Raw genomic sequence first — 19,955 nt, 5'->3', positions numbered from 1 at the left:
CCGCACACCCGAGTCAATCCGCCGCACTTCCTCTCCAGAGATATGTGCATGCCGTAGACGTCTTCGTGGGAGAGGGTGCCGGCGGAGCCGGCGGGTGAAGATTTGAAGAGGACAGGCCCATCAATGCGGCCCGAAATGCGCTGACAGCGCCGACGCAACCACCCTCACCCGGATCCTCCGGACCCACCCTCTCCCGCGAAGGCGCGGGCGAGGGTTTATGCGCGTCGCGGCTGCCGTCTCATCCTCACCCGCGTTCGCGGCGCAGCTTGTCCCACCATTCCATGCGCTTCCTGATCTCGCGCTCGAAGCCGCGCTCGACCGGTTCGTAGAGGCTCTGCCGGCCGATCGCCTCGGGCCAGTAATCCTGGCCGGAAAAGGCATCCGGCTCGTCATGGTCGTAGCGGTAGCCGTCGCCGTAACCTTCGGTCTTCATCAGCTTCGTCGGGGCGTTCAGGATGGTTTTCGGCGGCATAACGCTGCCGCGCTCCTTGGCGAGCTTCGAGGCCGCCTTCCACGCGGTATAGGCGGCGTTCGATTTCGGCGCGGTGGCGACATAGATCACCGCATTGGCCAGCGCCAGCTCGCCCTCGGGACTGCCGAGGAAGTCGTAGGCGTCCTTGGCGGCATTGGCGACGACCAGCGCTTGCGGATCGGCAAGGCCGATATCCTCGACCGCCATGCGGACCACGCGGCGGGCGATGAACAGCGGGTTCTCGCCGGCATCGAGCATGCGCGCGAGATAATAAAGCGCCGCGTCGGGATCGGAGCCGCGCACGGTCTTGTGCAAGGCCGAGATCAGGTTGTAGTGGCCTTCCTGGGCCTTGTCGTAGATCGGCGCGCGCCGCTGGACCACGTCGGACAGGCCGGCCGTATCGAAGACCTCGCCCTCGCCGGCCGCCCGCCAGACCTCCTCGGCCAGCGTCAGCACCGCCCGGCCGTCGCCATCGGCCATGCGCACCAGCGCGGCCCTGGCATCGTCATCGAGCGGCAAGGGCCTGGCCTCTTCGACCTCGGCGCGCTTCAAGAGCTTTTCCAGCGCTTCCTCGTCCAGCGCCTTGAAGGTCAGCACGCGGGCCCGCGACAGAAGCGCGGCATTCAGCTCGAAGGACGGATTTTCGGTGGTGGCGCCGACCAGCGTCACCGTGCCGTCCTCGACCACCGGCAGGAAGGCATCCTGCTGCGACCGGTTGAAGCGATGGATCTCGTCAACGAACAGCAGCGTCGCCCGGCCCTGGATGCGTCGCGACCGGGCCTGTTCGAACACCCGCTTCAGGTCGGCGACGCCGGTGAAGATCGCCGAGATCTGCTCGAAGGCGAGATCGGTCTCGCCTGCCAGCAGCCGCGCCACCGTGGTCTTGCCGGTGCCGGGCGGCCCCCAGAAGATCAGCGAGCCGAGCGACCGGGTGCGCAACAGCCGCGTCAGCGCGCCGTCGGGACCGGTCAGATGGTCCTGGCCGGCGACCTCGGCCAGCGTTTTCGGCCGCAAGCGGTCGGCCAGCGGGCGCGGCGTTTTCGGATCCGGCCCCGCCGCCTCGAACAGGTCCACCTCAGCCGCCCGTCATGGAATTGATCACCTGCCCCTGTCGGTCGATCTGGAAGCGCCAGAGCCTCGAGCGCTGGGCGGTCGCCTGCTGCAGCGACCGCGGCGTCTTGATCTCGGTGCCGTTGACGCCCAGCACCACGTCGCCCGGCTGCAGGCCGATCTGCTGCGCCGGCGAACCCGGTTCGACCGTGGTGATCACCACGCCCTCCGAGCGGTGCGAGACGCGGATCTCTTCGGCGAGCGCCGGCGACAGGGTGGCGGCGGTCACGCCCTGGAACGGCGACGGCCCGGTCATCTTCTCGGCGTCGCGCGGACCTTCCGGCGCCCGCTCCAGCGGCACCGAAACGGTCATGCTGCGCCGCTCGCGGGTGATCGTCAGGTTCGCCGCGCCGCCGAGCGGGCGAATGCCGAAACGATAGCCGAAGCTGTCGGGCTCATCGACCGCCTGGCCGTCGACCGCGGTGATCAGGTCGCCGGGCTTGAGGCCGGCGCGGGCGGCCGGCGAGTTGGTCACGGTGCTGACGATCAGCGCGCCGGCCGGCCGCGACAGGCCGAGGCTTTCGACCAGTTCGGCGGTGACCGGCTGCAGGGTCGCGCCGAACCAGGGGCGGCGCACCACCTGGCTGCCGTTGCGCGCCGAATCGAGCACCAGCCGGACCATGGCGGTCGGGATGGCGAAGCCGATGCCGTGGCTGCCCCCGGAGCGCGAGAAGATCGCGGTGTTGATGCCGACCAGGCGGCCGCTCATGTCGACCAGCGCGCCGCCGGAATTGCCGGGATTGATGGCCGCATCGGTCTGCACGAAGGACTGGTAGTCGGAGACGCCGACCTGGGTGCGCGCCAGCGCCGAAACAATGCCATGGGTCACGGTCTGGCCGACGCCGAAGGGATTACCGATCGCCAGCACGAGGTCGCCAACCTCCAGCCCATCGGAATCGCCGAGGTCGAGCACGGCCAGATCGCGCGGCGGCTCCTTGATCTTCAGGACGGCGAGATCCGTGCGCGGATCGCGCAGCAGGATCTCGACCTCGAACTCGCGCCGGTCGGCGAAGGCGATCTTCACCTCGGTCATGCCGTCGATGACGTGATTGTTGGTGATCACCAGGCCGGCCGCATCCGCGATGACGCCGGAACCGAGCGATCGGGCGACCTCTTCGCGACGCGGCCCCGAGCCGCCGCCGCGATCGCCGAAGAAGCGCCGGAAGATCGGATCCTCGAAGAACGGGTTGCGCACCTGTTCGACGCGCGCGCCATAGACATTGACCACCGCCGGCGCGGCGCGGCGGACCACCGGGCCGAAGGACAGCTGGACTTCGGCGCGAGTGACGGGGGCCTGCCTCTGCGGCGCCGGCTGGGCGGATGCCGGCGGCGCGGCCAGACCGAGAAGGGCGACGAGGGCGGGAACGACGGCGATGGGAGCAAGCTTGGTCATGCCCCTGATATAGCGCCCTCGCCCGCCGCCCGGAAGAGAAGCGGCGAAGAAGCTGTCGTCCGAGCTGGCGGCCCCGAGCACTGGTCGAATGCGTCCGCGTCGGTTGACCGGCCGGCGCCGAGCCGCGACGCTCCCGGCCATCGCGGACCATTCGAGAAGCCAGCGCACGGGAGCCCGGACACGCCATGACATCGACCGATTTCGCCGCCGGAAACTATCGCTTCATCCCGAGCGTGTTCCAGTATTCCGCCGGAGCGGCCGCCCATCCCGGCTACCATGTCGAGCGGGTCATGTTCCGCGCGCCGGTACCGCTGAAGCAGGGCTTCGAGCTCATCGCCGCGATGATCAGGACCGCCGGCCGGCCGCTGACGGCGTTCTGTGCCTGCGAACTGCGCTCACCCGCCCCCTTCTCCGATTCGGGTTTCCGCTCCTTCAACGAGGCCTATGTCGAGACATTGCGGGAGTGGGGCCTGTTTGACGGAAAGACCAATCCGGTCGCCCGCTCCAATGTCTGTCCGGAACTGGCGCCGCCGGCCGAGCCGTCGTTTCACGCTTTCTCCTATGTCGCCGAGGGCGACGCCGGGGCGCCCTCCTTCGTCATCTCGGGCGGCGCCGAGGCGCGCGGCGGCAGTGCCCCCTATGCCGAGCGGATCGTGCGCTACCAGGAGACCGGCGCCGGGGCGCTCCGCGACAAGGCCGCCTTCGTGCTCGACGAAATGGAAAAGCGCATGGCCCTGTTCGGTTATGGCTGGACCGACACCACGGCGACCCAGGTCTATTGCGTCCATGACGTCCACCCGTTCCTGGCCGACGAAATCGTCGCGCGCGGCGCCGCCCGGGCCGGCCTCACCTGGCACTACAACCGGCCGCCGGTGATCGGCCTCGAATACGAGATGGACTGCCGCAGCGTAGCGGTCGAGCGGGTGGTATAGCCTGCCCGTCGCCAGCCAGCAGCAGCCTTGCCGCCTTCAGGACCAGAGATCATGACCAGCGAGCCGTCCCGCCGTTTCCTCGGCCCCGCGCTCGCCGGCTTCTGCGGCATGCTGATCGGCGTCGGGCTCGGCCGTTTCGGCTACCCCCCGCTGATCCCGGTCATGGTCGAGGCCGGCTGGGCCAGCCCGACGGCGCTCCGGCTCGCCGGCGCCTTCAACCTCGCCGGCTATGTCGTCGGCGCGGTCAGCGCGATCGGCTTCGCCAAATGGCTGGGGCTACGCCGGGCCGCCCTGGTCGCGGCTGTCCTGTCGGTGCTCGCCTTCGCCATCTCCGCGGTGCCCCTGCCGGAATGGGCCTTCATCGCGCTGCGTGCCGTGTCCGGCATGACCGGCGGCATTTTCATGATCGTCGTGCCGCCGGTCATCGCCAGCGTGGTGGCGCCGAACTATCGCGGCCGCGCCGGCGGCATCACCTTTGCCGGCGTCGGCGCCGGCTTCGTCCTGTCCGGCATCGCCGTGCCGCTGCTCGCCGGCACCGGGCCGGCCGGTGCCTGGCTCGGGCTGGCCGCCGTGCTGATGCTTGCCAGCATCGTGATGATGATCCTGCTGCCGCGCTCGCCGGCGCCCCAGTCATCGGCCGCATCGGCGCCCGCGGCCTCGACCGCCTGGCGTCATTCGGCCCCATTTCTCGGGTTGGCCGCGGCCTATGGCGGCGCGTCCATCGGTTATGTCCCACACACCTTGTTCTTCGTCGATCATGTCGCGCGCGATCTCGGCTACGGGCTCGCCGCCGGCGGCTGGATCTGGATCGCCTCCGGCGCCACCGCGGTCGCAGCGCCACTGATCGCCGGCGTCGCGGCCGACCGTTTCGGTTATGCCCCTGCCTTGCGCATCGTGGTGGCACTGATGACGGTCGGCGCCGCCTTGCCGGCGCTGACCACCAACTTCGCGCTTCTGATGCTCTCCGGCATGCTCTGCGGCGGCCTGATGATCGGCCTCGGCTCACTGACCGCCGGCCGCACCCGCGAAATCGTCGGCGCCGAGGCCCATACGCCGGCCTGGGCGCTCCAGACCATTCTCTTCGCGGTTCTACAGACGCTCGGCGCCTATGGCTTCACCGCCCTGCTGGCCGCGACCGACAGCCACGAACTGGTCTTCGCCGCCGCCGCCGCCATCCTGGCGGCAGGCCTGGCGATCGAATTGCTCGCCAGTCGGGGGGCTCGGGCCGCGACGTCTGGGCCATAGCATCAGAGCCTGCACAAAGGTCAGCCGTCCTTCGAGGCGCGCTTCGCTCCCACCTCAGCATGAGGAACGTCGGGCATTGCAGCAACGGCAATGCAGTGCTCCAACAAACCTCGCCCTGAGGTGGGAGCGAGGCTCCCCTCGAAGGACGGCTTCCTTGGTGCAATGCGTTTCAATTCGAAACGATGACGCTCCAGTCCTCGACGCTGACCGGATCAGCGACGGCTCAAGCAGGCCGCCTCCGAGGTCTCGCCGCATCCTCCGATCTGGCCACGCATAAGAAAAAGGGCGACCCGAAGGCCGCCCTGCACCGGCCCGCGCAAGCGCGAGCCTCACTTTCCGTGGGTATCAGTCGATCAGGCCGCGGCCTGCTCGCTTTCGGTCGCGCGCGCCTGGACCGGACCGGAGTCCAGGCCCTTGGCGTTGACGTCGCGATCGACGAACTCGATCACCGCGACCGGCGCGTTGTCGCCGTGGCGGAAGCCGGCCTTCAGCACGCGGGTGTAGCCACCCTGGCGTGCCTGGTAGCGCGGTCCGAGCACGTCGAACAGCTTCTTGACCATGGTCTCGTCGCGCAGCTGCGAGATCGCCTGGCGGCGAGCATGCAGGTCGCCCCGCTTGCCGAGCGTCACCAGCTTCTCGACGATCGGACGCAGGTCCTTCGCCTTGGGCAAGGTCGTGACGATCTGCTCGTGCTTGATGAGCGCGGCGCACATATTGGCGAACATCGCCTTGCGATGCTCGGCCGTCCGGTTGAATTTGCGGTGGGCTTTGCCGTGGCGCATCCCATGTCCTCCGATGACCCGCGGACCTCACGGTCGGCGGGAGTGTGATCAGTAATGGTCCTCGAAGCGCTTGGCCAGCTCTTCGATATTCTCCGGCGGCCAACCCGAAACCTCCATACCGAGGTGGAGGCCCATCTGGGCAAGCACTTCCTTGATTTCGTTCAACGACTTGCGGCCGAAGTTCGGGGTGCGGAGCATTTCCGCCTCGGTCTTCTGGATCAGGTCGCCGATATAGACGATGTTGTCGTTCTTCAGGCAGTTGGCCGAGCGGACCGACAGTTCCAGTTCGTCGACCTTCTTGAGAAGCGCCGGGTTAAAGGCGAGATCCGGGATCTGCTCCTGGATCACTTCCTTGCGCGGCTCCTCGAAGTTCACGAAGATCTCGAGCTGGTCCTGCAGGATGCGCGCGGCATAAGCGATGGCATCGTCAGGGGTCACCGAGCCGTTGGTTTCCACCGTCAGCGTCAGCTTGTCGTAGTCCAGCACCTGGCCTTCGCGGGTCGGCGAGACCTGGTAGGACACCTTCTTGACCGGCGAGTAGAGGCTGTCGACCGGGATGAGACCGATCGGCGCATCCTCGGCGCGGTTCTTTTCGGCCGGGACATAACCCTTACCGGTGTTGACGGTGAACTCCATGCGGATGGTCGCGCCCTCGTCGAGGGTGCAGATCACGAGCTCGGGGTTCAGCACCACCACGTCGCCGACCGTCTGGATGTCGGCCGCCGTCACGGTGCCCGGGCCGTCCTTGCGCAGAACCATGCGCTTGGGTCCGTCGCCCTGCATCTTGATGGCGATGTCTTTGATGTTCAGGATGATGTCGGTGACGTCTTCACGCACACCGGCAATCGACGAGAACTCGTGCAGCACGCCGTCGATCTGCACCGCCGAAACGGCGGCGCCCTGCAGCGACGACATCAGGATGCGCCGCAGCGCATTGCCCAGGGTCACGCCGAAGCCACGCTCGAGCGGCTCCGCGGTGGCGGTGGCGAAGCGCTTGGCATCGTCGCCGCCCACAATGTGGAGCTTCTCCGGCTTAATCAGTTCTTGCCAGTTCTTCTGGATCACAGGATCACCTTCGCTGATATCGGGCAGCTGTCTCGTCCCCTGCAGGACCTTGACGCCCGGTTCCCCCGAAACGGGGGCATGGAACTACCGGCCGCTGCAGGGCGCGCCGGCAATTGCGAGACGAAATGAAATCAGACGCGGCGACGCTTGCGCGGGCGGCAGCCATTGTGCGGGATCGGCGTCACGTCACGGATCGAGGTGACGGTGAAACCGGCCGCCTGCAGCGCGCGCAAAGCCGATTCACGGCCCGAACCCGGACCCGACACTTCGACTTCGACGGTGCGCATGCCGTGCTCGGTGGCCTTGCGGGCGGCGTCTTCGGCTGCGACCTGCGCCGCATAGGGGGTCGACTTGCGCGAGCCCTTGAAGCCCATGGTGCCGGCCGACGACCAGGCAATGGTGTTGCCCTGGGCATCGGTGATCGTGATCATCGTGTTGTTGAACGACGCATTCACGTGGCAGACGCCGGAGGCGATGTTCTTGCGTTCGCGACGGCGGACGCGATTGGCTTCTTTAGCCATGATTCTCTTCCTTGTCCTTCAGGCGCGCCCGTGATGCCAGGCGCTCGGGAAAACCGAGCCGGGACGGCAGAGCGTCCCGGCCAGGTTCTTACTTCTTCTTGCCGGCGATCGCCTTGGCCGGACCCTTGCGGGTGCGGGCGTTGGTGTGCGTGCGCTGGCCGCGGACCGGCAGGCCCTTGCGGTGACGCAGGCCGCGATAGCAACCGAGGTCCATCAGGCGCTTGATGTTCATCGACACTTCGCGACGAAGGTCGCCTTCGACCATGTAGTCGCGGTCGATGACTTCGCGAATCTGCAGGACTTCCTGGTCGGTCAGCTGATTGACGCGACGCTCGGCCGGAATCTTGACCTTCTCGCAGATCTCGCTGGCGAACTTGGAACCGATGCCGTGAATGTACTGAAGCGCGATGACGGTGCGCTTGTTCGTCGGGATGTTGACACCCGCTATACGAGCCATTTCTCGTCTCCATGTCGGCGGCGCCGGAGCACCGCGGTTTCAAAAAACCATGCGTCCGGTGGAGGCCGGCCTGTGCATGGTGCTCGACAAACGAAAAAGGCACCGCTTGCTCACGCAAACGGAGCCGTCTTCCGTTAAATCGAACGAGGCGTGCGACATAGCCGCTAAGCGCCCGTTCGTCAACCCGAAATTCAGGTTTCCAGGATCTCGGCGATCGCCTTGGTGACCTGGTCGATCGGCGCCATGCCGTCGACCGCGTGCAAGGCGCCCTTCGAGGCATAATAGCTGGCCACCGGGGCGGTCTGCGCCCGATAGGCCTCGAGCCGCTTGTGCAGCGCCGCGGCGTTGTCGTCCGGACGGACCGCCTCGCCGCGCGCCGTCATCTCGGCGACCCGCGTCTCGATTCGCTGGATCAGGATGGCCTCGTCGACCTCCAGTTCGATGACCGCATCGAGCTTCAGGCCGTGCCTGGTGAGCATGGCGTCGAGCGCCTCGGCCTGCGCCACCGTGCGCGGAAAGCCGTCAAGGATGAAGCCGTTGACGCAATCCGGTTCGGCGATGCGATCCTCGATGATGCCGACCACGATCTCGTCGGAGACGAGTTCGCCACGCGCCATCACATCCTTGGCCTTCAGCCCGACCGACGTGCCCGCCTTGACCGCCGCCCTCAGCATGTCGCCGGTCGACAGCTGCACGATGCCGTGCTTCTCGACCAGCCGCTGTGCTTGGGTCCCCTTCCCCGCTCCGGGAGGCCCGAGCAATATGAGTTTCATCGACGCTTCCCCCGCAATTGCGATTTCTTGACCAGCCCTTCGTACTGGTGAGCCAGCAGATAGCCCTGGACCTGGGCGACCGTATCCATGGTGACGGTGACGACGATCAACAGCGACGTGCCGCCGAGCAGATAGAAGCTCTGGCCGAGCTGCGCGATCATCATTTCCGGAATGAGGCAGACCGCGGCGATATAGGCCGCGCCGATCACGGTGATGCGGGTCAGCACATAGTCGATATAGCTGGCGGTCTTTTCACCCGGACGGATGCCGGGAATGAACCCGCCATATTTGCGCAGGTTGTCGGCCGTCTCCTGCGGATTGAACACGATCGCCGTGTAGAAGAAGCAGAAGAAGATGATCAGCAGCAGATAGAAGACCATGAACAGCGGCTGGCCATGGCCGAGCAGCTGGGCGGTCAGACGCAGCCATTCCGGCGGATTGGCCTGGAACGACAGCGCCGTGGTCGGCAGCAGCAGCAGGGACGAGGCGAAGATCGGCGGAATCACGCCGGCGGTGTTGAGCTTCAGCGGCAGGTGCGAGGAATTGCCCTCGAACACCTTATTGCCGACCTGGCGCTTGGGGTACTGGATCAGCAGCCGGCGCTGGGCGCGCTCGCAGAACACGATCACCGCCACGGTGACCACGATCAGCAACAGCAGGCCGAGCAGCAGCGGGGTCGAGAGCACGCCCTGGCGGCCGAGCTCGAAGGCCTGGGCCAGCACGCTCGGCAGCTCGGCGACGATGCCGGCGAAGATGATCAGCGAAATGCCGTTGCCGATGCCGCGCTGGGTGATCTGCTCGCCCAGCCACATCATGAACATGGTGCCGCCGGTCAGCGTGATCACCGTGGTCAGCATGAAGAACACGCCGGGATTGGCGACGATGGTTCCCGACGACTGCAGGCCGGCCGAAATGCCCCAGGACTGGAACAGCGCCAGCACCACGGTGAGGTAGCGGGTGTACTGGTTGAGCTGCTTGCGGCCCATCTCGCCTTCCTTCTTGAGCTTCTCGAGCTCAGGAACGACGGCGGTCATCAGCTGGATGATGATGGAAGCCGAGATATAGGGCATGATGTTCAAGGCGAAGATCGCCATGCGGCCGACGGCGCCGCCGGCGAACACGTTGAACATGGCCAGCACGCCGCCCTGCGACGAGGTGAAGATCTGGCGCAGCGCTTCCGGATCGATTCCCGGCAGCGGGATATAGGTGCCGACCCGATAGACCAGCAGCGCGCCGAGCGTGAACCAGATCCGCTTCTTCAGGTCCTCGGCCTTGGCCAGGGCGCCGAAATTCAGGTTGGCTGCCAGTTGTTCCGCTGCCGATGCCATGGTGGCTCCGATGCAAATGGTCGAAGGGCGGGCCAAGGCCACGCCCGTCAGAGGTTGAACTCACTTAGCGGCCCCAAGCCGCCAGCGCCAGTCCCCGAAAGGGCCGGTACCGGAATTCTCGGGTGCGGCGTCGTCGCAGACGAAAGGGGCCGGTCCTTGCGAACCGACCCCTTGCGCTTATGTCGTTGAGGCTCCGGGGCAGCCGATCAGGCCGCGGCCACGGCCTTCGGCTTCACGAGGGTGATCGATCCGCCAGCCTTCTCGATCGCGGCGACGGCGCCCGACGATGCACCGTGCACCGTCAGCTGCACGGCAGCCTTGATCTCGCCGGTGGCGATCACGCGGATACCGTCGCGCGAGCGCCTGACGACGCCGGCGGCGACCAGCGCCGCGGCATCGATCGGACCGGCCGCCAACTTGCCCGAATCGATGGCGCGCTGGAGACGCGCAAGCGTCACCTCGACGAAATCGAGCCGGAAGATGTTGGTGAAGCCACGCTTCGGCAGACGCCGATGCAGCGGCATCTGGCCGCCCTCGAAGCCGTTGATCGCAACGCCCGAGCGAGACTTCTGACCCTTGACGCCACGGCCGCCGGTCTTGCCCTTGCCCGAACCGATGCCGCGGCCGATGCGCATCTTGCGCTTTACGGCCCCGTCATTGTCCTTCAAATCGATGAGTTTCATGGTCTCAATCCTCGACCACTTTCACGAGGTGAGCCACCTTCGCGATCATGCCGCGTACCGCGGGAGTATCCTCCAGCGTGGAACGGCGGTGCAGTTTGTTCAGCTTGAGCCCGATCAGGGTGCCCTGCTGCGATTGCTCGCGGCGAATGGACGATCCGATCTGCTCCAACGTGACGGTCTTCTTGCTCATCGTCTGATCCTCACGCGTCGCCTTCGCCCTCCTCGCGGCGACGGCCCTGGAGGGCAGACACCTTGAGGCCGCGGCGCGCTGCAACGGAGCGCGGGCTATCCTGGTTCTTGAGCGCGTCGAACGTGGCGCGCACCATGTTGTAGGGGTTCGACGAGCCCATCGACTTGGCGACGACGTCAGCCATGCCCAGCGTCTCGAAGACGGCGCGCATCGGGCCGCCGGCGATGATGCCGGTACCGGCCGGAGCCGCCCGCAGGATCACCTTGCCGGCGCCGTGGCGGCCGTTGACGTCGTGATGCAGCGTCCGGCCCTCGCGCAGCGCCACGCGGATGAAACCGCGCTTGGCCGCCTCGGTGGCCTTGCGGATCGCTTCCGGCACTTCGCGCGCCTTGCCGTGGCCGAAACCGACCCGGCCCTTCTGGTCGCCGACGACGACCAGCGCTGCGAAGCCGAAACGCTTGCCGCCCTTCACCGTCTTCGACACGCGGTTGATGTGCACCAGCTTGTCAGTGAATTCGCTGTCCCGCTCCTCGCGGTCCCGTTCACGTTCACGAGCCATGATTTGTCCTTTCGGCGGAAAACCGCCCGTGTTCGCTTAGAAGCTCAGGCCGCCCTCGCGGGCGCCTTCGGCGAGAGACTTGACACGCCCGTGATAGTGATAGGCGCCGCGGTCGAACACGACCTCGGTAACGCCGGCCTTCACCGCACGTTCGGCGAGCAGCTTGCCCACGGCACTCGCCGCGGCAACGTCAGCACCGGTCTTCAGCGAAGACTTCATATCCTTCTCGAGCGAGGAGGCACTCGCGACGGTCACGCCCTTCAGGTCGTCGATGACTTGAGCATAGATATGCTTCGACGACCGGAACACGCTAAGCCGCGGACGCCCATTTGCCGCCGCGCGCAGTGCACGGCGAACACGCGCCTTACGACGCTCCGTTGCATCCTTCGTATTGGCCATGATCGGCTCCTCTTCGATGGATCGGCCCCGCGAGCGGGGCCGTCACCATCACTTCTTCTTGCCTTCCTTGCGGAAGATGAACTCACCAGCGTACTTGACGCCCTTGCCCTTGTAGGGCTCCGGACCGCGGAAATCGCGGATCTCGGCGGCGACCTGTCCGACCTGCTGCTTGTCCATGCCGGTGACGAGAATCTCGGTCGCCTTCGGCGTGGTGATCGTGATGCCGTTCGGCACCGGGTAGTTGATGTCATGGCTATATCCAAGGGAGAGGTTAAGAACCTTGCCCTGGGCCGCCGCCTTGTAACCGACGCCGGTGATCTCGAGCTTCTTTTCGAAGCCCTTGGTCACGCCGACGAACAGGTTCGACACCCGTGTGCGCGACATGCCCCACATGGAGCGGGCGCGCTTGGTCTGGTCGCGCGGCGTCACCTTCAGGCTGTCGCCCTCCAGGGAAACCACGACGTCTTCCGGGCAGGTGAACGCGAGCTCACCCTTCGGGCCCTTGACCTTGACGGTCTGGCCGGCAACCTGGGCATTGACACCCGCGGGCACGGCGACCGGTTTCTTACCGATACGAGACATTGGAAATCGTCCTCGTCCTGAGAGCGCTCCGCCGGTCAGAAGACCGTGCAGAGCACCTCCCCGCCCACGTTCTGGTCGCGCGCCTCATGGTCGGCCATCACGCCCTTCGGGGTCGAAATGATCGTGATGCCGAGACCGTTGGACACGCGCGGCGTGTTGCCGACGCCGGCATAGACCCGGCGGCCCGGCTTCGAGACGCGGGCGATCCGACGGATCACCGGCTCGCCGTCGAAATATTTGAGCTCGATTTCGAACTCGGAGCGGCCATTCGGATGGGTCACCGTGAAATAGTCACGGATATAGCCTTCCGACTTGAGCACTTCGAGCACGCGAGCACGGAGCTTGGAACCAGGCGTCGTGACGCGGTTCTTGCGGCGCATCTGCGCATTGCGGATGCGGGTCAGCATATCGCCGAGCGGATCGTTGAGAGCCATTTGTCCCCTCCTCTCACCAGCTCGACTTCACGAGGCCCGGAACGAGCCCCTTGTTGCCGAGTTCACGCAGAGCCACGCGGCTCATGCCGAGCTTGCGATAGAACGCCCGGGGACGGCCGGTCACTTCGCAGCGGTTCTTGATGCGAACCTTGGCGCCGTTGCGCGGCAGGCTCGCAAGCTTCACGGTAGCCGCGAAACGCTCCTCGATCGGGAGCGACTGGTTCATCACGACGTCCTTCAGCGCGGCGCGCTTCTTGGCATCGCGCGCAACCAGGGCGCGGCGGTGGTTGTTCTTCTCGATGGAGCTAGTCTTCGCCATCTGAAGGTGTCTCCTAGTTTCCGCGTCTGAGACGGGCTTCTGTTGTTCTAGAAACCCGGCTCACTGCCGGAACGGGAAGTTGAAGGCCGCAAGGAGGGCACGAGCCTCCTCGTCGGTCTTGGCGGTGGTGCACACGATGATGTCCATGCCCCACATCTGATCGACCTTGTCATAGGCGATCTCGGGGAACACGACGTGCTCCTTCAGGCCCATGGCGAAATTGCCGTGACCGTCGAAGCTCTTCGGGTTGAGGCCGCGGAAATCTCGAACACGCGGCAGCGCGATCGTGACCAGGCGGTCGAGGAATTCATACATGCGCTGCTTGCGCAGGGTGACCTTGCACCCGAGCGGCATGTTCTCACGAACCTTGAAGTTCGAGATGGCCTGGCGGGCCCGGGTGATGACGGGCTTCTGGCCCGTGATCAGCGCGAGATCCGCGGCGGCGACCGTCGCCTTCTTGGAATCGGCCGTCGACTCGCCGACGCCCATGTTCACGACGATCTTTTCGATCGACGGGATTTCCATGGCGTTCTTGTAGCCGAACTGCTCGATGAGCTTCGGCCGCACGACGGCATCGTAATGCGCCTTGAGGCGCGGGGTTTCAGCGGCCTCAGCCATTGATCGTCTCCCCGGATTTCTTGGCCACGCGCACCTTCTTGCCGTCGCTCAGGACCTTGAAGCCGACGCGGGTCGGCTTGTTGTCCTTGGGATCGGCGATCGCCAGATTGGACAGGTGGATCGGGGCCTCTTTGGAGATGATCCCGCCTTCCTGCGTCTGCGACTGGCGCTGGTGGCGCTTCACCATGTTGACGCCGCGCACGAGAGCCCGGCTCTCGGTCGGCATGACCTGGATCACCTCGCCGACGCGACCCTTGTCGCGACCGGTGATGACCACAACCTTGTCACCCTTGCGGATCTTGGCAGCCATTACAGCACCTCCGGGGCAAGCGAAATGATCTTCATGTGGTTCTTGGCGCGCAGCTCGCGCGGAACCGGCCCGAAGATACGGGTGCCGATCGGCTCTTTCTGATTGTTGATCAGCACGGCCGCGTTGCGGTCGAAGCGGATCACCGAGCCGTCGAGGCGACGAATGTCCTTGGCAGTGCGAACGACGACCGCCTTCATGACGTCGCCCTTCTTCACGCGGCCGCGCGGAATAGCCTCTTTCACCGACACCACGATGATGTCGCCGACATGGGCGTACCGACGCTTCGCGCCTCCAAGCACTTTGATGCACATGACGCGGCGCGCGCCTGAATTATCCGCCACATCAAGATTGGTTTGCATCTGGATCATGACGCAACCTCTTCCTTTCGCGCCCGTCTCGGATCAAGCCGACGGCGGCGCGCTGTTCTGAACGAAACCGAAAGCCTCAGGCCTTCGGCAGCACGACCCAACGCTTGAGCTTCGAGATGGGCTTAGTTTCCTCGATGCTCACCAAGTCGCCCGTCTTGAAGGCGCTGCCTTCATCGTGGGCGTGATAGTTCTTGGACCGGCGCACGGTCTTCTTCAGCAGCGGATGGGTGAAGCGACGCTCCACCTTCACCACCACGGTCTTTTCCTGCTTGTCGCTGACGACAACGCCCTGGAGCACACGCTTCGGCATGTCGCTCTCCTTACTTCTTAGCGTCGCGCTTTTGCGCGGCGATTGTCTTGACGCGGGCGATATCGCGGCGGACCTGGCGGACACGCGCGACGTTTTCCAACTGGCCGGTGGCCTTCTGGAAGCGCAGGTTGAACTGCTCCTTCTTCAGGTCACCGAGCTGGCCCTCGAGCTCGTCGAGGGTCTTGGTCCGGATTTCTTCGGCCTTCATGATCCCTGTCCTCACTCGGCGATGCGCTGAACGAAGCGCGTCTTGATCGGCAGCTTGGCAGCGGCCAACTCGAGCGCCTTCTTGGCGACATCGACGGGCACGCCGTCGATCTCGAACATGATGCGGCCCGGGGCGACCTTGGCGGCCCAGAACTCCGGAGCGCCCTTGCCCTTACCCATACGGACTTCGGCGGGCTTCTTGGACACCGGCACATCCGGGAAGATTCGGATCCAGACGCGGCCGGCACGCTTCATCTCGCGGGTCATCGCGCGGCGAGCCGCCTCGATCTGACGCGCGGTGATGCGCTCCGGAGCCATCGCCTTGAGGCCGAACTGGCCGAAGTTCAGGTCCGTGCCACCCTTCGAGGCGCCGGAGATCCGGCCCTTGAACTGCTTGCGGAATTTGGTTTTCTTGGGCTGAAGCATGGCTCAGACCTTCCCTCTCAAGCCGCGTCGCGGTCGCGGTCACCACCGCGTGGGCCACGACGGGTCGAGCCCTCACCCTCGGCCAGGCGCCTGTCCTGGGCCATGGGGTCATGCTCCATGATCTCGCCCTTGAAGATCCACACCTTCACGCCGCACGTCCCGTAGGTCGTGAAAGCGGTGGCGACGCCGTAGTCGACATCCGCGCGCAGGGTGTGAAGCGGCACGCGACCTTCGCGATACCACTCGAGGCGAGCGATTTCGGCGCCACCGAGGCGGCCCGAGCAGTTGATACGGATGCCTTCGGCACCCAGACGCATGGCCGACTGCACGGCGCGCTTCATGGCGCGACGGAAGGCCACACGACGCTCGAGCTGCTGCGCGATCGATTCCGCCACCAGCGTCGCGTCGGTCTCCGGCTTGCGGATCTCGACGATGTTGATGACGACCTCGGCCGAGGTCAGCTTGGCGACGGCCTTCTTCAGCTTCTCGATGTCGGCGCCCTTCTTGCCGATCACGATGCCCGGGCGAGCCGAGTGGATCGTGACGCGGCACTTGCGGTGCGGACGCTCGATGATGATCTTCGAGACGGCCGCCTGCTTCAGGAGCTTCATCAGCTCACGGCGGATCTTGAGATCCTCGTGCAGCAGCCTGCCGTACTCGCCCTTGTTCGCGAACCAGCGCGAGTCCCAGGTGCGGTTGATGCCGAGGCGGAAGCCGATCGGATTGATCTTCTGACCCATGGTCTTCTCCTCAGGCCTTGGCTTCTTCGATCTGGCGAACCACGATCGTCAGATGCGAGAACGGCTTTTCGATCCGGGCACCGCGCCCACGGGCACGGGCATGGAAGCGCTTCAGCACCATGGCCTTGCCCACATGGGCTTCGGCCACGACCAGATCGTCGACGTCGAGATCATGATTGTTCTCGGCATTGGCGATGGCGCTCTCGAGGCATTTCCTCACGGCACCGGCGATGCGTTTGCGTGAGAACTCAAGGTCGGCGAGCGCGGTATCGACCGGCTTGCCGCGGATCAGCGCGGCAACCAGGTTGAGCTTGCGCGGGCTGACGCGCAGCATGCGCGCGATAGCCTTTGCCTCGTTGTCCTTCAGTGCACGCGGAGTGGCGGTCTTACCCATGGCTCACCTCACTTCCGCTTTGCTTTTTTATCGGCCGCATGGCCGTAAAAAGTGCGGGTCGGCGAGAATTCGCCAAACTTGTGGCCGACCATCTCCTCGGTGACTTGCACCGGGACATGCTTCTGACCGTTGTAGACGCCAAAGGTCAGCCCCACGAAATGGGGCAGGATCGTGGAGCGTCGGCTCCAGATCTTAATGACCTCATGCCGACCCGACGTACGGGCGGTATCGGCCTTCTTCAGGAGGTATCCGTCGACGAACGGACCTTTCCAGACGGAACGTGCCATGACGGGCCTCGATTACTTCTTCTTCGAGTGACGGCTCGACACGATAAACTTGTCGGTCCGCTTGTTCGAACGAGTCTTCTTGCCCTTGGTGGGGAAACCCCAGGGCGTGACGGGATGACGGCCACCAGACGTGCGGCCTTCGCCGCCGCCATGCGGATGGTCAACCGGGTTCATGGCCACGCCGCGATTGTGCGGACGCAGGCCCTTCCAACGGTTACGGCCGGCTTTGCCGATCGAAACGTTCATATGGTCCGGGTTCGAGACGGCGCCGATCGAAGCCAGGCACCGGCCGTGAACCAGACGCTGTTCACCCGAGTTGAGACGCAGGATCACATAGCCCTCGTCGCGACCGACGATCTGGGCATAGGTGCCGGCCGAACGGGCGACCGCGCCGCCCTTGCCGATCTTCATCTCGACGTTGTGGACGATCGTGCCGACCGGAATATTGGCCACCGGCATGCAGTTGCCCGGCTTCACGTCGACGCTTTCACCCGCCAGCACGCTGTCGCCGACAGCAAGCCGCTGCGGTGCCAGGATGTAGGAGAGCTCGCCGTCGGCATATTTGATCAGCGCGATGAAGGCCGAGCGATTCGGATCGTACTCGATCCGCTCGACGACGGCAGCAACATCCGTCTTCCGGCGCTTGAAATCGACCAGGCGGTACGACCGCTTGTGGCCGCCGCCGCGGAACCGCGAGGTGACGCGGCCGAGGTTGTTGCGACCACCGGTCGACGACTTGCCCTCGGTCAGCGACTTGACCGGCTTGCCCTTGTAGAGGGCCGACCGGTCGACCAGGACCAGCTGGCGCAGGCCCGGCGTGATCGGTTTGAAGGTCTTGAGTGCCATGGTTAGATCCCTCGCCTCACAGACCGGTCGTGATGTCGATCGAATGGCCCTCGGCGAGGGTCACGACCGCTTTTTTCACGTCCGAGCGCCGGCCGAGCATGCCCTTGAAGCGCTTGGTCTTGCCCTTTTGGACGAGCGTGTTCACGCTCTTGACCTTCACGTCGAACAGCTTCTCCACCGCCGCCTTGATCTGCGGCTTGGTGGCGTCGCTGGCGACCTTGAAGATCACCTGGTTCTGCTCCGCGACCAACGAGCCCTTCTCGGTGATCAGCGGCGACTTGATAACGTCGTAATGACGCGGATCGACCGTGCTCATTTGAAGCGCGCCTCCAGCGCATCGACGGCCGCTTTGGTCAACACGAGCGTGTTGCGGCGCATGATGTCGTAGACGTTGATGCCCTGGATCGGCAGGACATCGACGAGCGGGATGTTGCGGGCGGCCAGAGCGAAGTTCTTGTCGACCTGAGCGCCGTCGATGATCAGCACGCTCGCGAAGCCCAGCTTCTCGAACTGCGCCTTCAGCGCCTTGGTCTTGGTCTCGGTCGCCATGGCGTTTTCCAGCACGACGATCGAGCCGGCCTTCACCTTGGCCGAGAGCGCATGGCGCAGGCCGAGCGCACGGACCTTCTTTGGCAGCGCGTGCTCATGCGAGCGCGGCGTCGGACCGAAGGAACGGCCACCACCACGGAACAGGTTGGCCCGGGCAGACGAGTGACGGGCCGAACCGCCGCCCTTCTGCTTGTAGAGCTTCTTGCCCGTGCGATGGATTTCCGCGCGGTTCTTGACGTCATGCGTACCGGCGCGACGCTTGGCGAGCTGCCAGCGGACGACCCGATGCAGGAGATCGGCGCGCGGCTCGAGACCGAAGATCTCGTCCGACAGATCGACCGAACCGGCATCGGCGCCGTCGAGGGTTTTGACCACGAATTTCATCTCAACCCTCCGTCGACTGTGCGGCGGGAGCGTCGGCGCCCGGCAGCGTGAAGCTACCCGGAAGCGGAACGTCCTTCGGCAGCGGCTTCTTGACGGCGTCACGAACGAGGATCCAGCCGCCCTTGGAACCGGGGACCGCACCTTCGACCAGGATGATGCCGCGCTCGACGTCGGTACGCACAACCTTCAGGTTCTGCGTGGTCACGCGCACGTCGCCCATATGGCCGGCCATGCGCTTGTTCTTGAACACCCGGCCCGGATCCTGACGCATACCCGTCGAACCGTGGGAACGGTGCGACACCGACACACCGTGGGTGGCGCGCAAGCCGCCGAAGTTGTGGCGCTTCATGGCGCCGGCGAAACCCTTGCCGACCGTGGTGCCCGTCACGTCGACGAACTGGCCCGCCAGGAAGTGGTCCGCCGAGAAGCGCGCGCCGACCGGCACGACTTCCGTGGTCCCAACGCGGAACTCGACGATCTCATGCTTCGGCTCGACCTTCGCGATGGCGAAGTGGCCGCGCTGGGCTTTCGTCGTGTTCTTCACCTTGGCAAGACCGGCACCGAGCTGAAGCGCGGTGTAGCCGTCCTTGTCCGCCGTGCGATGGGCGACGACCTGACAGTCGTCCAGCAACAACACGGTCACTGGGACGTGCTCGCCGCCATCGGTGAAGATACGGGTCATCCCCATCTTCTTTGCAATCACACCGGAACGCATCTCGCGCATTCCTCTGTCCTTGGGGTCATCCGAAAAGTCCTTGCGAGGACCGGAGAGGACCCGGGTTCAACGAGACGCACCGTCATCGGTGCGTCATGCGACTCAGAGCTTAATCTCGACGTCAACACCGGCAGCGAGATCGAGCTTCATCAGGGCATCGACCGTCTGCGGGGTCGGGTCCACGATATCGAGAAGCCGCTTATGGGTGCGGATCTCGAACTGCTCGCGCGACTTCTTGTCGATGTGCGGCGAGCGGTTCACCGTGAACTTCTCGATCCGCGTCGGCAGCGGAATCGGCCCGCGGACCTGGGCGCCGGTACGCTTCGCCGTATTGACGATTTCGCGCGTCGACGAATCCAAGACCCGGTGGTCGAACGCCTTGAGGCGGATCCGGATGTTCTGACCGTTCATAGGTTCAGCCCCTTCAGGCAAAACGACCAGGGTGCGCGGCGAACCGCGCAACCCCGAAGAAAGATGATCACTCGATGATGGACGCGACGACGCCGGCACCGACGGTGCGGCCGCCTTCGCGGATGGCGAAGCGCAGCTTCTCTTCC

At 65.3% G+C, this 19,955-nt stretch carries 32 protein-coding genes; 2 read left to right on the top strand and 30 right to left on the bottom strand.

The features are described 5' to 3' along the window. Nucleotides 1–244: 244 nt before the first annotated feature. Both AC07WJ_RS36925 and AC07WJ_RS36920 read right to left on the bottom strand, forming a co-directional pair. Entirely contained in the window at nt 245–1,540 is a 1,296-nt protein-coding gene (locus AC07WJ_RS36925) for a replication-associated recombination protein A (protein WP_494939729.1), read from the bottom strand. Between the two features lie 7 nt (nt 1,541–1,547). Then, the gene (locus AC07WJ_RS36920; protein WP_494939727.1) at nt 1,548–2,975 is read right to left on the bottom strand and encodes a DegQ family serine endoprotease; all 1,428 of its coding nucleotides are present in this window, start codon (nt 2,973–2,975) and stop codon (nt 1,548–1,550) included. 185 nt (nt 2,976–3,160) lie between these two features. Here AC07WJ_RS36920 and cnbZ point away from each other — a divergent pair, with 185 nt between their 5' ends. Both cnbZ and AC07WJ_RS36910 read left to right on the top strand, forming a co-directional pair. Beyond that, entirely contained in the window at nt 3,161–3,907 is a 747-nt protein-coding gene (gene cnbZ, locus AC07WJ_RS36915; protein ID WP_494939726.1) for a 2-amino-5-chloromuconate deaminase CnbZ, read from the top strand. A gap of 51 nt (nt 3,908–3,958) precedes the next feature. Further along, nucleotides 3,959–5,152, top strand: coding sequence for a YbfB/YjiJ family MFS transporter (locus AC07WJ_RS36910; protein WP_494939725.1), 1,194 nt, complete (start codon nt 3,959–3,961; stop codon nt 5,150–5,152). Between the two features lie 353 nt (nt 5,153–5,505). Here the strand turns inward: AC07WJ_RS36910 and rplQ are convergent, their stop codons facing one another. The 28 genes from rplQ to AC07WJ_RS36770 form a co-directional block, all read right to left on the bottom strand. Continuing rightward, a complete protein-coding gene (gene rplQ / locus AC07WJ_RS36905) occupies nt 5,506–5,934 on the bottom strand; it encodes a 50S ribosomal protein L17 (protein WP_494939724.1) in 429 nt (142 codons plus the stop codon). Nucleotides 5,935–5,982: 48 nt separating this feature from the next. Then, nucleotides 5,983–6,999 (bottom strand): DNA-directed RNA polymerase subunit alpha, encoded by a 1,017-nt coding sequence (locus AC07WJ_RS36900; protein ID WP_494939723.1) that lies wholly within the window; start codon nt 6,997–6,999, stop codon nt 5,983–5,985. A 131-nt stretch (nt 7,000–7,130) separates the two neighbouring features. Then, nucleotides 7,131–7,520, bottom strand: coding sequence for a 30S ribosomal protein S11 (gene rpsK / locus AC07WJ_RS36895; RefSeq protein ID WP_136964083.1), 390 nt, complete (start codon nt 7,518–7,520; stop codon nt 7,131–7,133). An 88-nt stretch (nt 7,521–7,608) separates the two neighbouring features. After that, entirely contained in the window at nt 7,609–7,977 is a 369-nt protein-coding gene (rpsM, locus tag AC07WJ_RS36890) for a 30S ribosomal protein S13 (RefSeq protein ID WP_494939722.1), read from the bottom strand. Nucleotides 7,978–8,168: 191 nt separating this feature from the next. Beyond that, nucleotides 8,169–8,750, bottom strand: coding sequence for an adenylate kinase (locus AC07WJ_RS36885; protein WP_494939721.1), 582 nt, complete (start codon nt 8,748–8,750; stop codon nt 8,169–8,171). Beyond that, nucleotides 8,747–10,078, bottom strand: a complete 1,332-nt coding sequence (gene secY, locus AC07WJ_RS36880; protein ID WP_494939720.1) for a preprotein translocase subunit SecY — start codon at nt 10,076–10,078, stop codon at nt 8,747–8,749. Before secY ends, AC07WJ_RS36885 begins: the two co-directional genes overlap by 4 nt. Nucleotides 10,079–10,284: 206 nt before the next feature. Then, complete coding sequence (gene rplO / locus AC07WJ_RS36875) at nt 10,285–10,761, bottom strand: 50S ribosomal protein L15 (RefSeq protein ID WP_494939719.1); 477 nt, start codon at nt 10,759–10,761, stop codon at nt 10,285–10,287. Nucleotides 10,762–10,765: 4 nt separating this feature from the next. Then, complete coding sequence (gene rpmD, locus AC07WJ_RS36870) at nt 10,766–10,951, bottom strand: 50S ribosomal protein L30 (RefSeq protein WP_494939718.1); 186 nt, start codon at nt 10,949–10,951, stop codon at nt 10,766–10,768. A 10-nt stretch (nt 10,952–10,961) separates the two neighbouring features. After that, nucleotides 10,962–11,510, bottom strand: coding sequence for a 30S ribosomal protein S5 (rpsE, locus tag AC07WJ_RS36865; RefSeq protein WP_136964089.1), 549 nt, complete (start codon nt 11,508–11,510; stop codon nt 10,962–10,964). 36 nt (nt 11,511–11,546) lie between these two features. After that, nucleotides 11,547–11,909, bottom strand: coding sequence for a 50S ribosomal protein L18 (gene rplR, locus AC07WJ_RS36860; protein ID WP_136964090.1), 363 nt, complete (start codon nt 11,907–11,909; stop codon nt 11,547–11,549). Nucleotides 11,910–11,957: 48 nt separating this feature from the next. After that, nucleotides 11,958–12,491: a 50S ribosomal protein L6 gene (gene rplF, locus AC07WJ_RS36855; protein ID WP_494939717.1), complete on the bottom strand. Its 534-nt coding sequence runs from the start codon at nt 12,489–12,491 to the stop codon at nt 11,958–11,960. Nucleotides 12,492–12,526: 35 nt separating this feature from the next. Then, a complete protein-coding gene (rpsH, locus tag AC07WJ_RS36850; protein WP_494939716.1) occupies nt 12,527–12,925 on the bottom strand; it encodes a 30S ribosomal protein S8 in 399 nt (132 codons plus the stop codon). A 13-nt stretch (nt 12,926–12,938) separates the two neighbouring features. After that, complete coding sequence (rpsN, locus tag AC07WJ_RS36845) at nt 12,939–13,244, bottom strand: 30S ribosomal protein S14 (protein WP_494939715.1); 306 nt, start codon at nt 13,242–13,244, stop codon at nt 12,939–12,941. Nucleotides 13,245–13,304: 60 nt separating this feature from the next. After that, entirely contained in the window at nt 13,305–13,862 is a 558-nt protein-coding gene (gene rplE, locus AC07WJ_RS36840; RefSeq protein WP_494939714.1) for a 50S ribosomal protein L5, read from the bottom strand. Further along, the gene (gene rplX / locus AC07WJ_RS36835) at nt 13,855–14,172 is read right to left on the bottom strand and encodes a 50S ribosomal protein L24 (RefSeq protein WP_494939713.1); all 318 of its coding nucleotides are present in this window, start codon (nt 14,170–14,172) and stop codon (nt 13,855–13,857) included. The genes rplE and rplX overlap by 8 nt, the downstream gene beginning before the upstream one ends. Continuing rightward, on the bottom strand, nt 14,172–14,540 hold the full coding sequence (rplN, locus tag AC07WJ_RS36830) for a 50S ribosomal protein L14 (protein WP_038312231.1): 369 nt from the start codon (nt 14,538–14,540) through the stop codon (nt 14,172–14,174). The genes rplX and rplN overlap by 1 nt, the downstream gene beginning before the upstream one ends. Before the next feature lie 76 nt (nt 14,541–14,616). After that, complete coding sequence (gene rpsQ, locus AC07WJ_RS36825) at nt 14,617–14,850, bottom strand: 30S ribosomal protein S17 (protein WP_163785643.1); 234 nt, start codon at nt 14,848–14,850, stop codon at nt 14,617–14,619. A gap of 10 nt (nt 14,851–14,860) precedes the next feature. Continuing rightward, on the bottom strand, nt 14,861–15,058 hold the full coding sequence (rpmC, locus tag AC07WJ_RS36820; RefSeq protein WP_137100460.1) for a 50S ribosomal protein L29: 198 nt from the start codon (nt 15,056–15,058) through the stop codon (nt 14,861–14,863). A gap of 11 nt (nt 15,059–15,069) precedes the next feature. Further along, nucleotides 15,070–15,483 carry a 50S ribosomal protein L16 gene (rplP, locus tag AC07WJ_RS36815; protein ID WP_136964098.1) on the bottom strand — a complete coding sequence of 138 codons (414 nt, stop codon included), beginning with the start codon at nt 15,481–15,483 and terminating at the stop codon, nt 15,070–15,072. Nucleotides 15,484–15,500: 17 nt separating this feature from the next. Further along, nucleotides 15,501–16,223, bottom strand: coding sequence for a 30S ribosomal protein S3 (rpsC, locus tag AC07WJ_RS36810; RefSeq protein WP_136964099.1), 723 nt, complete (start codon nt 16,221–16,223; stop codon nt 15,501–15,503). Between the two features lie 10 nt (nt 16,224–16,233). Beyond that, nucleotides 16,234–16,617, bottom strand: coding sequence for a 50S ribosomal protein L22 (gene rplV / locus AC07WJ_RS36805; protein ID WP_136964100.1), 384 nt, complete (start codon nt 16,615–16,617; stop codon nt 16,234–16,236). A gap of 8 nt (nt 16,618–16,625) precedes the next feature. Then, nucleotides 16,626–16,904 (bottom strand): 30S ribosomal protein S19, encoded by a 279-nt coding sequence (gene rpsS / locus AC07WJ_RS36800; RefSeq protein WP_494939712.1) that lies wholly within the window; start codon nt 16,902–16,904, stop codon nt 16,626–16,628. 12 nt (nt 16,905–16,916) lie between these two features. Beyond that, complete coding sequence (rplB, locus tag AC07WJ_RS36795; protein WP_494939711.1) at nt 16,917–17,750, bottom strand: 50S ribosomal protein L2; 834 nt, start codon at nt 17,748–17,750, stop codon at nt 16,917–16,919. 16 nt (nt 17,751–17,766) lie between these two features. Beyond that, complete coding sequence (locus AC07WJ_RS36790) at nt 17,767–18,066, bottom strand: 50S ribosomal protein L23 (protein WP_136964103.1); 300 nt, start codon at nt 18,064–18,066, stop codon at nt 17,767–17,769. After that, nucleotides 18,063–18,683, bottom strand: a complete 621-nt coding sequence (rplD, locus tag AC07WJ_RS36785; RefSeq protein ID WP_494939710.1) for a 50S ribosomal protein L4 — start codon at nt 18,681–18,683, stop codon at nt 18,063–18,065. The genes AC07WJ_RS36790 and rplD overlap by 4 nt, the downstream gene beginning before the upstream one ends. Before the next feature lies 1 nt (nt 18,684). Next, on the bottom strand, nt 18,685–19,398 hold the full coding sequence (gene rplC, locus AC07WJ_RS36780) for a 50S ribosomal protein L3 (protein ID WP_494939728.1): 714 nt from the start codon (nt 19,396–19,398) through the stop codon (nt 18,685–18,687). A gap of 102 nt (nt 19,399–19,500) precedes the next feature. After that, on the bottom strand, nt 19,501–19,809 hold the full coding sequence (gene rpsJ, locus AC07WJ_RS36775) for a 30S ribosomal protein S10 (RefSeq protein ID WP_072338649.1): 309 nt from the start codon (nt 19,807–19,809) through the stop codon (nt 19,501–19,503). Nucleotides 19,810–19,876: 67 nt separating this feature from the next. After that, a partial coding sequence (locus AC07WJ_RS36770) for an EF-Tu C-terminal domain-related protein (RefSeq protein WP_445482846.1) occupies nt 19,877–19,955 on the bottom strand: 79 nt, incomplete at its 5' end.

It is taken from the genome of Phreatobacter sp. GW821-FHT04C01, from assembly GCF_059420385.1.
Note: the sequence above shows the minus strand (reverse complement) of the source record. Positions and strands in the feature narration are given on the sequence as shown.